The 12282-nt window shown below is 61.1% G+C and carries 9 protein-coding genes; 3 read left to right on the top strand and 6 right to left on the bottom strand.

The window, feature by feature from the left end; all coding sequences use genetic code 11:
* The first annotated feature begins 6 nt into the window (after nt 1–6).
* Together SCM96_12265 and SCM96_12260 are read left to right on the top strand one after the other, a co-directional pair.
* Entirely contained in the window at nt 7–234 is a 228-nt protein-coding gene (locus tag SCM96_12265) for a MoaD/ThiS family protein (protein MDW7761391.1), read from the top strand.
* A gap of 12 nt (nt 235–246) precedes the next feature.
* Nucleotides 247–1830: an aldehyde dehydrogenase family protein gene (locus tag SCM96_12260; GenBank protein ID MDW7761390.1), complete on the top strand. Its 1584-nt coding sequence runs from the start codon at nt 247–249 to the stop codon at nt 1828–1830.
* A 157-nt stretch (nt 1831–1987) separates the two neighbouring features.
* Here the strand turns inward: SCM96_12260 and SCM96_12255 are convergent, their stop codons facing one another.
* Both SCM96_12255 and SCM96_12250 read right to left on the bottom strand, forming a co-directional pair.
* Nucleotides 1988–4501 carry a protein kinase gene (locus tag SCM96_12255; GenBank protein ID MDW7761389.1) on the bottom strand — a complete coding sequence of 838 codons (2514 nt, stop codon included), beginning with the start codon at nt 4499–4501 and terminating at the stop codon, nt 1988–1990.
* Between the two features lie 50 nt (nt 4502–4551).
* Nucleotides 4552–7647: a protein kinase gene (locus tag SCM96_12250; protein ID MDW7761388.1), complete on the bottom strand. Its 3096-nt coding sequence runs from the start codon at nt 7645–7647 to the stop codon at nt 4552–4554.
* Between the two features lie 163 nt (nt 7648–7810).
* Here SCM96_12250 and SCM96_12245 point away from each other — a divergent pair, with 163 nt between their 5' ends.
* Nucleotides 7811–8794 (top strand): acetamidase/formamidase family protein, encoded by a 984-nt coding sequence (locus SCM96_12245; protein ID MDW7761387.1) that lies wholly within the window; start codon nt 7811–7813, stop codon nt 8792–8794.
* 96 nt (nt 8795–8890) lie between these two features.
* On the opposite strand, the gene SCM96_12240 is transcribed toward SCM96_12245, so the two are convergent.
* The 4 genes from SCM96_12240 to SCM96_12225 are packed head-to-tail and all read right to left on the bottom strand — an operon-like array spanning nt 8891 to nt 12268.
* The gene (locus tag SCM96_12240; protein ID MDW7761386.1) at nt 8891–9172 is read right to left on the bottom strand and encodes a pyrimidine/purine nucleoside phosphorylase; all 282 of its coding nucleotides are present in this window, start codon (nt 9170–9172) and stop codon (nt 8891–8893) included.
* Nucleotides 9165–10319, bottom strand: coding sequence for a sulfur carrier protein ThiS adenylyltransferase ThiF (gene thiF, locus SCM96_12235; protein MDW7761385.1), 1155 nt, complete (start codon nt 10317–10319; stop codon nt 9165–9167). The genes SCM96_12240 and thiF overlap by 8 nt, the downstream gene beginning before the upstream one ends.
* Before the next feature lie 12 nt (nt 10320–10331).
* Entirely contained in the window at nt 10332–10880 is a 549-nt protein-coding gene (locus SCM96_12230; protein ID MDW7761384.1) for an HDIG domain-containing protein, read from the bottom strand.
* On the bottom strand, nt 10877–12268 hold the full coding sequence (locus SCM96_12225) for a PQQ-binding-like beta-propeller repeat protein (GenBank protein MDW7761383.1): 1392 nt from the start codon (nt 12266–12268) through the stop codon (nt 10877–10879). Before SCM96_12225 ends, SCM96_12230 begins: the two co-directional genes overlap by 4 nt.
* Nucleotides 12269–12282 lie beyond the last annotated feature (14 nt).

The following is a 12282-nucleotide window of genomic DNA, read 5'->3' as shown; positions in this document are numbered from 1 at the left end:
GTAAAAGTGACTGTTACGGTCAAGATGATCGGCCCGTTCATCTACGCCGCCGGGTTCAGCGAAAAAGCCTTCGATCTCCCGGCGGGAACGACGGCCGGAGGCCTCATGGACCTCGTGAATCTCGAGAAGTCCAGGCCCAGGATCGTGACCCGGAACGGCCGGGCGGTGGCCCCTGATGACACACTCGAAGACGGCGACCGCGTCGTCATGTCGCCCCTTTATTCGGGCGGATAAGAGGCTGTCCAAATGACCCAACCCGTTCTCATCGACGGAGAATGGCGGGAAGCCGAGTCTCCTGCGGGTGTCTTTACGGCCTTCGACCCGACAACGGGAAGTCCGCTCGATGAACATTATCCCGTCTCCTCGTTCGCCGATCTCGAACGCGCCCTGACCGCCGGACGACGGGCCGCTGAGATTCTCGAAAGCACGCATCCCGACGCCGTTGCGGAATTCCTGGAAGAGTCGGCCCGGAGAATCGTCGCGCGGAGCACGGATCTGGCCCAAAGCGCCGCCCGAGAAACGGCCCTTCCCCTTGAGCCGCGGCTTCTCTCCGTCGAAATCCCCCGGACGGTCGATCAGCTCCGCCAGGCCGCCGCGGCCTGCCGGGACAGATCGTGGCGGCGGGCGACCATCGACACCCGGCTCAACATCCGCTCCCGCATGGCTCCTCTGGGCGGACCCGTCATCATTTTCAGTCCCAGCAACTTCCCTTTCGCCTTCAATTCCGTGGCGGGCGGCGACTTCGCCGCCGCCATCGCCGCCGGCAATCCGGTCATTGCCAAGGCCAATCCCGTCCACCCGGGAACGACCCGACTCCTGGCCGAAACCGTTATGGATGCCGCGAAGACAACCGGATTCCCACCGGAGGCCGTCCAACTGCTCTATCACTTCAACGGACAGGACGGGGCGCGGCTCGTCTCGCACCCTCTGACGGGGGCCACGGCTTTCACCGGAAGCTTCCGGGCCGGAACATTCCTTAAGGAAGCGGCCGACCGGGCCGGCAAGCCGATCTATCTCGAGATGTCGAGTGTCAATCCCCTGTTCGTCCTCCCCGGGGCGATTGAGGAAAGATCGCAAGGGATCGTCGAGGAACTTTTCAAATCCTGCGCCCTCGGCGCCGGGCAGTTCTGCACGAAACCCGGCCTCGTCATTGTCCTGGGAGACGAGCGCGGCCGCCGCTTTTTCAAATCCGCCCGAAAGGCGTTTGAGACCCCGCCAACCGGATGGCTTCTGAGTGAGGCCGTCCTCAAAGGACTGCTCCGAACCGTGGACAAGTTCCGCGAAGCCGGGGCCGAGCTTGTCTGCGGCGGTTCTCCCGTCGAGGGACCCGGCTGGAAGTTCCAAAACACGCTTCTGCGGGTCGACGGCAAGCGTTTCCTGAAATCCCCGGCCGCCTTCCAGATCGAGGTCTTCGGCACTCTGACGGTCTTCGTTTTTGCCGAAAACGAAAATCAAATGATCGAGATCGCCGAAGCCGCGGAAGGCGGGCTAACCGCCGTTCTTTACAGCAGCCGCGAAGGCCGGGACAACGCCTTCTACGACCGGCTCGCGCCAATTCTCCGGCGCAAGGTCGGACGCCTTCTTGACGACAAGATGCCGACGGGCGTCGCCGTCACTCCGGCCATGAACCACGGCGGTCCTTTCCCCTCGACGGGACATCCGGGCTTCACCGCGGTGGGTATTCCCGCTTCCATGCTCCGCTTTGCGTCTCTTCACTGCTACGACAATGTGCGGGAACACCGCCTGCCGGACGACCTGCGGGACAGAAACCCGACCGGCGCCATGTGGCGGCTCGTCGACGGCGTCTGGACGCAGGCCGACGCCGGATAGGGACTCCCTCGGATACATCACTCTTGAAAAAATCAATTCCGCATTATAGCGTTTTCGCCGAAAAAGAGACCTGAAGTTCCGCGACGGGCCGGCCGGAGTCAGCCCGGAGAAGCGCCGGCACGATCAATCGTACGGCGGGTGGATCATATCGGCTGGACTAAATGGTTCCTTTGCGGGGAACGGAGCGGCTTGGCCGAGAAAGGTTCATTCTCCGCAGCAGGTCCTGGAAGCGCGGATCGTCGTAGACGGCCTCGAATCCCCCGCCGGCTTTCCAGTGCACTCTGATCCACGGCAACGTGGCCCGATGAGCCTCGTAAGCACTTTCGAGCACCCGAAATGCTTCGTCTTTGTCACCAAGAGCCAGATAGGCCTGGGATACTGTAAGGAACCTAAGCGTATCTTTCTCGAACATCGACGAGATCTCCAACGCCTCTTCCCTCCGCCCGGCCGACACATAAGCCATGCATAAAAAGGCATTCCCCTCTTCAGGCAATAACTCCTTTAAGCGCAGGGCCGCGGCGATCGCCTCATCAGGCATGTTTTTACACAGGTAAGCCGCACACAACACATTGAAACTCGGCCCAAATTTCGGATTCAACTCGAGGGCCTTGTTGGCTTCGACGATCGCTTCATCGAACCGGCCGGCATAGTTGTACAATCCGCCCAGCCAGGCCGTATGCAAAGGCCGGAGCGGGTCGAGGTCGCGGGCGATCTTATGGTGCTCGATGGCTTCGTCGAGCCGGTCGACGAGAGGCAGATACCACGCGTAATGATAGTGGGTCATGGCCACGCTGGGGTTGAGCTCGAGGGCCTGCTTGAAGAGCCTTTCGGCCTTTTCCCAATCCCACTCGTAATAAAGGGCGACATGGGCCAGGGCGCCCACAGCTTCCGCCATATTCTGGTCAAGCTTTAGGGCCTGCTCGGCGGCGGCCCGGGCTCTCTTGAAGGCATCATGCAGCTCCGCGCCGCCGTGACCGAGGGTGATGTATCCCTCCGCGAGACCGAGATAGGCCAAAGGTTCGGCGGGGTCGATCTCCACGGCCTGATGCAGGATTTTCATGCCCTTATCGAAGCTTTCCTGGGTGTTCTGCGACACGTAGAACATCCCCTTGAGATAGGCGTCATAGACTTCGGGGTTGACGGTTCGGGCGGAGGTCAGGCGGGTCTTCTCTTCAGGGAGCAGCTTGAGCGCCAGGGCATCGGCCACATTCTGGGCCACCTCGCTCTGCACCGTGAGTAAGCCGGAGACCTCACGCTCGTAGGTTTTTGTCCAGAGCTGCGTCTGGTCCTCCACCTTGATGAGCTCGGCGGTGATGCGGACTTGGCCCCCCTCGTGACGGGTGCTACCCTCCAGGACATACTCCACGCCGAGCTCCCGGCCGACCTGGTCGATCGGCGTGTCCCCCTTTTTGTAGCGCATGACCGAGCTTCGGGCAATGACGTTCAATCCCGACGGGTTCAGGCGTCCGAGCTGGGAGATCATCTCCTGGGTCAGCCCGTCGGAGAGATAATCCTGCTCGGCGTCGCCGGCGATGTTGACGAACGGCAGGACGGCCAGCCTGAGGGCCGGGGCGAGAGGCGCGGTTCTTCCAAGAATCCGGTCCCGGACGCCCCCGACATTGACGCCGATGAGAATCGCCAGAACGGCGGCCGCAGCGGAACCGACGTGAGCCGCCCGGATCCCGAAGATCCTTCGGACCGGCCGGGCCCTGAGGGGCTTCAGGCCTTCGGCCACCGCTTCGACGTCTCCCTGAAACTCCTCCATCGTCTGATAGCGGTCCCCAGTCCTCTTGGCCAGGGCCCGGAGAACGATTCCATCCATCCCCACGGGCAGCCCGTCCTTGATCTGGGACGGCGGTTTCGGCTCCTTATGCAGGATCGCGTGGATGACCGTCTGGTCGTGATCCCCCTTGAAGGGCGGCTCCCCGGTCAGCATCTCGCAAAGAACAATGCCCAGCGACCAGATGTCCGTCCGCGGATCGAGCTCATCGCCCCGGGCCTGCTCCGGCGACATGTAGGCCACCGTCCCCAATGTCGTCTGTGTCCGCGTCAACGAACTCCCGCCCCGAAGCTTGGCCAGCCCGAAGTCCATGACTTTGGCCCGGCCTTTCTCCGTGACCATGATGTTGGCGCTCTTGATGTCCCGGTGAATGATGCCCTTAGCGTGGGCCTCGCCCAGTCCGGCCGCAACCTGGCCGGCGAAGGCCAGCGCATCCCCGGCCGGGAGAACGCCATCCCGTTTGATCCTGTCCCGCAGCGTCTCGCCCTCCACGTATTCCATGGCGATGAAGGGACGGCCTACGTCCTCCCCCACTTCATGGATGACGCAGATGTTCGGATGCGACAGCGCCGCGGCCGCCCGGGCCTCGATCAGAAACCGCTCCTTGAGCTCGGCCGATTCGGAAAGATGAGGCGGTAGGAATTTCAGGGCGACGCACCGATTCAACTTCAGGTCCTCGGCCTTGAAGACAACACCCATCCCGCCCCGGCCGAGTTCCTCGACGATCTTGTATTTCCCGGCGATGAGCGCGTCCCGCGCCGGGACGGGAATCGGCGTTGCGATGGTTTTTGTCAGGGAAAAGGCCGCATCCTCCGGACCGAACGGCGCCCCGCAGCGGCCGCAGAACCGGGAATCATCGGGATTTTCGACGTGACATTTCAGACACTTCATGACCAGCCCTCCTTGCCATTAAGATGCTCCGATCCAAAACGATGTCATACCTATCTCTCCACGGGGCCCAAATACTTGTCGAGCCAGGCCAGGATCTCCTTGATGTATTCGTTCCGCGGGGGGATGTGGTCGGTGTCGTAGAGAATCATCCGCTTGTGCTCGAGGGGCGTTCCGAGGAATTCGAACATCGGCCTGATGCTCTCCTCCAGGCCGAAGTTCGTGTCGTACCGGCCGTTCAACATCAGCGTCGGCGTTCGGACGCGGGTGACGTAGTTGATTTGCTGAGCTTCGGAACGGACGGCCCGCCCCCGAAGACCTCCCGCACACAAAACGCCGGCCTGAAGACGCTCTTCCACCGCCGGGATGATCGCCCCCAACATGCCGCCCCAGCTCATACCATAAAAGGCGAACTTCCGGCTGTCGATGTCCGGGCGGGTTTCCAGGTAGTCGATGCTGCGCTTGAAATCCTTGACGACCTGGATGAGGAATTCGGTGTAGGCATGGGAATCACCCCCCAAATGAAGCGAAGCCGATTCCGGGAATACGCGTTCGAAAGTCCCTTTATAAACGGGATAGAGGACGGCCCGGCCGTTCTTCACGAGAAAAGAAAGGAACATCGTGAATTCATAGTAGGTTTCGATGTCCCGACTCGAGTTCTCCCAGGTCGAAGCGCTCCCCGGAAAGTAGATGACCGTCTGAAAGGGAGGAAGCGCATTCACAGGCAGAAAGAGATGGGCCAGAACCCGCTCGCCGCCATAAGCGGCGTCGAACGAGACCCGCTCGTGGACCCAGCCGCCGGGGTTTTCTTTCCGCGATTCCACGCGGGCGTCGAGCGCCGTCTTGTCGTAGAAGAACTGGTCTTTGTAGATCTCGAAAATGGGATCGGGCACCGGTTGCCGGACGCGGAGGTCGATAGTGTCCCCGAGGCGCCGGAACGCGAAGGCCGCTTCGGGGACGGCCTCGGGTTGCGGATAGAACGCGCACCGGAAACCGTTCTTGGCGGAGCGATCCATGCTCGGGGCATGACGAATATTCACGGCCTCGTAGGTGTTCTCGCCCCACGCGCCGCCCCGGATGATCCTTCCTGCCTGGGTCTCGTTCCAACACCATTCCCGGACATTGCCCGTCATATCGTAGGCCCCATAGGGCGTGAAGCCCTGGAGGCTTCCGACCGGAACGGTGTCTTGCCCGGTCCCGATATGACTGAAGGAGGCGATGACCGCGATGCCGCCGAGCTGATACAGTTGGAACATCGGAGTGAAAGCTCCTAAAGCCACACCCCAGTGTGCGGAGGTCGGCAGGCTCTTTCCGGCGTATTCGGCGTAGGCCGCCGCCTCATACCAGCTGACGCCCGACACAGGATGATCTCCTTGACCATCGGGATAATCTCCCGCGCTCCAGGTCGAGGGACCGGGCAGGCCTGTCTGGTCCACGAACTCCCGCATCGCTTCTTCCAAGGCAATCTCTTTCCCGTCTTTGATAACGGGGTATTTCCAATATTCCCTGTTCCTGTAGCCGCCCTTGTCGACGAACTCCATGAATTGCCTGTTGGTAACCTCGTGCTTATCGATGAAGAAGTCCTCCAGTTTCCCGATGGCAAGCTCAGCGCCCGGGATACGGACCATGGCTGGAGGTATGCTTCCTTCCTTATCGAGAGTTCTCATAAGTGAGTCTGGAATGCCTGGTTTATCGACCGAAAGTGAGGGCATTTTCCATGTCGACGCCGCGGCCAGGACGGTCTCGTAGCCCTCCTTTTCGAACTTCCAGCGGAAGAACCCAATGGGCATTCGTAATTTCTCGATCGGGGTTTCGCCCACATAGGTCCACTCGGCTTCGGGGGTCGCATACTCCTTCATGTAAGCCTTGGCTCCCGGAGGCTCCGTCTTGACGTCGATGTTTAGGGAGCATTTTGCAAAAAGCTCCGCCAGCTTGGGGTCGCTCCCGAGAATAGACTCTGCCTGGACCGCAAGACGGTAAGGCGGGACGAGGTTTCGCCAAACGTCGTTGTCGGCGATCATCCGCTCGATCTCCGGGAAAGCCACCTGCCGGGCCCAACGGACCTTGTCCTTGTGGTTGAAATAGAGAAAAGCCCCCGCCGCGATCACGACGACCGCCAGCACCGTGGGGACCGCGACAGCGGGGCGGCGGAGGCGCTTCACGAGCGTGCGCATGTTGAACAACCCGGCGGCTTCGGCCTGAAGGGCCTCGTGGTATCTTCTCAAATCAAGGAGCATGTCCCCGGCCGTGGCGTAGCGCGAGTCGCGATTCTTTCTGAGCGCTCGGGCGACGACCTGCTGGAGCTCTTCGGGAATGGGCGGTTTGCGGGCCGCGATGGGCTTGGGCTCCTCGTGGACGATCGAATGAATGATCGACAAGTCCCGGTCGCCCTTGAACGGCAGCTCTCCCGTCAGCATCTCATAGAGGACAACCCCCAGCGACCAGAGGTCGGTGCGCTGGTCCAGCTCGTCCCCACGGGCCTGCTCCGGCGACATGTAGGCCACCGTCCCTAATGTCGTCTGTGTCCGCGTCAACGAACTCCCGCCCCGAAGCTTGGCCAGCCCGAAGTCCATGACCTTGGCCTGGCCTTTCGTCGTAACCATGATGTTGGCGCTCTTGATGTCCCGGTGGATGATGCCCTTGGCGTGGGCCTCGGCCAATCCGGCGGTGATCTGCGTTATGACGGGCAGAGCTTCTTCCGGTTTCAAAGGCCCCCGCTTGACCCTGTCCCGCAGCGTCTCGCCCTCCACGTATTCCATGGCGATGAAGGGACGGCCGTCGTCCTCCCCCACTTCATGGATTACGCAGATGTTCGGATGCGACAGCGCCGCGGCCGCCTGGGCCTCGATCAGAAACCGCTCCTTGAGCTCGGACGATCCGGCAAGATGCAGCGGCAGGAACTTGAGCGCAACATATCGATTCAGCTTCAAGTCCTCGGCCTTGAAGACAACACCCATCCCGCCCCGGCCTAGCTCCTCGACGATCTTGTATTTCCCGGTGACGAGCGTGTCCGGCGCCGGGACGGGACTCGGCGTTGCGATGGTTTTCGTCAGGGAAAAGGCGGCGTCCTCCGGGCCGAGCGGCGCCGCGCAGCGGCCGCAGAATCGGGAATCATCGGGATTTTCGACGTGACATTTCAGACACTTCATGACCCGCGCCCTCCTTTTGGCTTTAATATACTCCGCTTTCCACCTATGTCAACAACTTCCAGCGACCGATAGTCATATCGGATGAATTCCCCCCGGCCTTTACCGGGACGGACCAACGGTGTACAATTTTTCGAGTTGATGCATTGCCTTCGAGGAGGGACCGATGAGAAACAAATCGTGGCTTCTGCCGTGCCTTGCCGTCTTTGTCTTTGGGGACGGCCCGATTCCAACAGCCGCCGAGGTCGTACGCTTTCAACCGGTCAAGGGAGTTCAGACCTACGCCGCCCGTGAGCCGGTGCTCACGCTGAAACCGGGAGACGTCCTTGAGACGAACACGCTCTGGTCGGACTGGTTCGCAGGAAAGGACGCGCCGTGGCCGGGCGAGGTCGGCCCCATCGCCGTCGAAGGCGCCATGCCGGGTGACACGCTCGTCGTCCGGATTCTAAAGATCCGTCCAAACGCGCCGGTCGGCCGGTCCGGAACATCGACGGTCTACGGTTGCCTGACTGCGACCGAATCGACGCCGATGCTCCACGACCCCGTGCCCGACAGGATGTTTCTCTGGGAGATTGATCCGGACGGGCGCTCGGCCGTCCTGGATCTCCCTAAAAGCCGCATCAGGCGGATCCGCGTGGATCTGGTCCCGATGGTCGGCCGTCTGGCCACGGCGCCTCCCGGCGATCAGGCAATCCCGGGAGGGGTGCCGTCAACCTTCGGCGGAAACATGGATACCTCCGAAGCCCGTGAAGGAACAACCGTCTACCTTCCCGTCCATCATGAGGGAGCCGGCTTCTATTTCGGCGATGTCCATGCCCTCCAGGGCGACGGAGAGATTATCGGCAGCGGGATCGAGACGACGGCTGATGTTATTTTTGAATTCGGGCTCCTAAAAAATAAAGAGATCGCCTGGCCGCGGCTTGAAAACGGAGACTTCATTATGGTCGCGGGTTCGGCCCGGCCTCTGCTTGACGCCTTCCGGATCGCCCACGTCGAGATGGTCAAGTGGCTCGAGTCCGAGTACGGCTTCGACCGCTGGGACGCCCTCCAGGTCCTGTCCCAGGTGGGGACGGCGCAGGTCGCGAACGTGGTCGATCCGAACTACACGGTCGTGGCCAAGTTCCCGAAACGTTACCTGCCCGGGAAGTGAATCCCCGCGAAGTCTGGATATGAAAATCCACCCGATGGGAATGTCAGGGCCCGCTCCCGAAGGAGGGACCGGCGAGGGATTGGGAGCGAGATCGCGCTATTTATAGAGGCAGAGGTAGGCGGTTTCGCCGGACGACCGAACCTTGAATTTTTTTCCGGACTCGACGATGAAGCTTTCGCCGGCGCCGTAAGGCTTCCAGTCGGCCGCATCCGGCTGGCGAACGTCCATTTTGCCGCTGACGACAGTCATGATTTCCTTGGTCGCCGTGCCGAATTCATATTCACCGGGGGCGATGACGCCGATCGTGGCCGGACCATCGCCGGTCTCAAAAGCCAGGGATTTCACTTTGCCGTCGAAATACTCGTTGACCTTAAACATGTTTTTTACTCGCTTTCATCAGAAGTTCTACGGCCAGATTGGCCTGGAGCGCGGCAACGGCGGCGACGCGGGGCGCCATAGGGCTCGTGTCCGGGGCGCATTCGCTCTCTTCGTCGCCGCAGATATGGAGCGATCCGAGACGCCTCGTCCGGATTTTGCTGTTCTTTCCGTAGCCGGCGAGACCTGAGGCCGCAATGACGGGCTTGTCGGGAAACCGGCTCAGCCACGTCTCGATCAGCATCTGTTTGGATTCGGCCCGGTCAAAGGCCTCGATCAGGATGTCGGCTTTGCCGAACAGGCGGGCGACCCGCGACGGCGTCACTTTGATATCGTGGATCTCATAGGCACTGAAAGGATTGATCCGCATGAGATTTTCCCGAAGAGCCCGGACTTTTCTCTCACCGATTTGCTCGATGAAGAAATACTGGCGATTGAGGTTGGAGGGCTCCACACGGTCGCAGTCGGCGATAATGAGACGCCCAACGCCGGCCCGGGCCAGGCAGACCGCCGCGTTCGATCCCAACCCCCCGGCTCCGGCGATCGCCACGACGGAGGAACGGAGAACCGCCAGAACCTCGGGGTCATGGGCGGAGAACATCGCTTTCTTCAAGTTCTCACCCGTGTCCCCTACCCGACCGCCGGCCTTCAGGACAATTTCTGAACGAGCATCCGCCGCATTTAAAAGCAGAAAATCCAGGATGTCACTCACCTGATCCGGGGCGAAGACCGGGACTTTTCCGCCGGCGACGCCCTTGCCGACTGCGGCGATCAATCCGGGCGACGGCGCAACCGTCTTTCTTGCCGCCGGCAGAATCTCGATCCGCTTGAGTCCTGGGACGGCGCGTCCGCCTTCCACGAGAACGATATCGGCCCGGGGATGGAGGCGTTCGGCCAGGGAGCGGAGCCCGGATTTATCCGGGTCGTTGTCGATTACGGCGACCCGGTCGGGCGAGACCAGAGCGACGCGGTCCGCTCCGGCCTCCGTGAACAGCCGGGAATCCTTGCCCTTGGGGTCGAGATCGAATCCGTGGGCACAATGCTTGACGACGGCGATCTTCAGTCCTCGCGATTTCGCCTCACGGATCAGGGCCCGGATGAGGTATGTTTTACCGCTTCCCGAAGGCCCGGTGACCGCCGCGATTTTCATCGTTTCTCCCGATCAAGCCAGGCCGAGTTCTCCGTCGATCCCCTGCATGGCCCCGAGGCAGATCGAAATGAATTCGTCGAGATCCATCCCAAGGTTCCGGCTCTCCTCGATTTCCTCTCTCCTCGCGCCCTTGGCAAAGGTCTTTTCCTTGTAGCGTCTTTTGACGAAATCGAGATCGATCGACTTCAGTTTCTTGTCCGGATGCATCAGGGCGGCGGCGATGATCAGGCCCGTCAGCGGATCGCAGGAATAGATGGCCCAATCCATGGGCTCCCGGCAGGGCACTTTTCCGGCATGGGCCTGGACGGCCTGGATGATGGGCTCGGGAATCCCTTTTTCCCTCAGGATGCCCACGGTCTGCTCGGTGTGGTGCTCCGGACTTTTCTCCGTCAGTTCGTAGTCGAGATCGTGGAGAATGCCCGCCAGGCCCCAGGGTTCCGGGTCGTGGCCGAGGCGCTGCGCCAAAGCCCGCATGCAGGCTTCGACCGCCAGGCAATGCTTACGAAGATTTTTGTTTTTAAGATGTGCCGTTAAAAGCTCCATCGCTTCGTTTCGCGTCATGGCCTCTTCTCCTTTTTTTCCTTGGGCTCCTTGGGCTTCTCGGCCGCCCGCTTGACTTCAAAATCCGCTTTGGCCTCAAGACTCATCCGCTCGTCCCTGACCGAAACCTCGATGGCGTAGGCACCCTCGCGATCGGGAAACCAGGCCAGGGTGTTTCTCTCCGACTCGGCCTGAACGATCCGGCGCGCCTCGTTTCCCGATGTGAGAAAAAACGTATATTGAGGCCTGTGAAAGCCCACCGCGGATGCCGTAAACGTGATCTCCTGTCCGGGTTCCTGAGGTGAGGTTTTGTTCGCGGTCAGGGACAACCGGATATCCCTTTCCAGGAAGACAAGCCGGCCGGCTTCATCCGGTCCCTGGATGGGAACGACAATCCGGGGATCCAGCCAGAGCGCTTCAGAAACCAGCTCATCGGCCAAGGCAAATTCTCCGGCCTTCTCCCCCGTCCGGGCGTTGAAAGCCGTCAACAGCGGGGATCGGCAGGAGACATAAACGTTATCGCCGGCGAGCGCCAGACCGAGGACGGATCTCGAGGGAAGGGCGCGCCACCACAGAATGTCTCCACGATGGGCCATCATTCCGTACAACACTCCCTCAGTCGTCAGGACATAAAGCGTGTTGCCGCGGATCTTGGGCCGGGCCGCGACATGCCCACCGACCCGCATGCTCCATCGGAGCCGCCGGCGTTCCAGATCGAATCCCCGGATATGTCGATCCTCGGTTCCGTAATAGGCCATGGTTTCTCTGATGAGCAGAGGCCCGGAGGAACGCCCTCCCGCATCGGTGGACCAAAGGAGGCGACCCGAAGGATTCAAAGCGTGGATCCGGCCGTCTTCCGTCATGAAAAACAGGCCGTCTTCGAAGACCTCCGGGCCGGAGACGACCGGGTTTCCGGCCTCGTAAATCCAGGCGACGCGGCCTTCTCCGGCCGTTTCCAGAGCAAAGATCCGGCCCTCTTCCGTTCCTAAACAGATCTTGTCTTTGAAAAGCACCGCATCCGTTGAGACTTGGCCTTCGATGGACGTTTTCCAGATCAGCGCTCCGTCTTCATCGAGGACATGGACAACGCCGTTTTCATCGACCGCGAAGATTCGCCCGGATGAGACGGCGAGAGTGTCGGAGAGCGGATGCCCGGCTTCGTATGCCCAGAGGACGCCGTCCTTTTCCGAACGGACGGCCAGAATCCGCCCATCCCGAAGGGCGGCGAGAATCGTCCCGTCATCTCCGGCCGCCAAACTCGACGGCGTTCCTTCCATATCCATTTGTTCGGCCACGACGAGTGGAAAAACCAGCCCTTCGGGGTAAGGGGCCGGACGGGGCCGGATCATGGCACAGGAAACACCCGACAGAAGAATCAGTACGGCGACCGGAGCGAGTTTGCGTCTCATGGGATCACGGTTGC

The sequence above is a fragment of the Acidobacteriota bacterium genome, from assembly GCA_033549365.1.
Taxonomy (GTDB): Bacteria; Acidobacteriota; Aminicenantia; order Aminicenantales; family Saccharicenantaceae; genus JAWSUF01.
The sequence above is the reverse complement of the archived record's forward strand: the minus strand, read 5'-3'. Positions and strand labels throughout refer to the sequence as shown.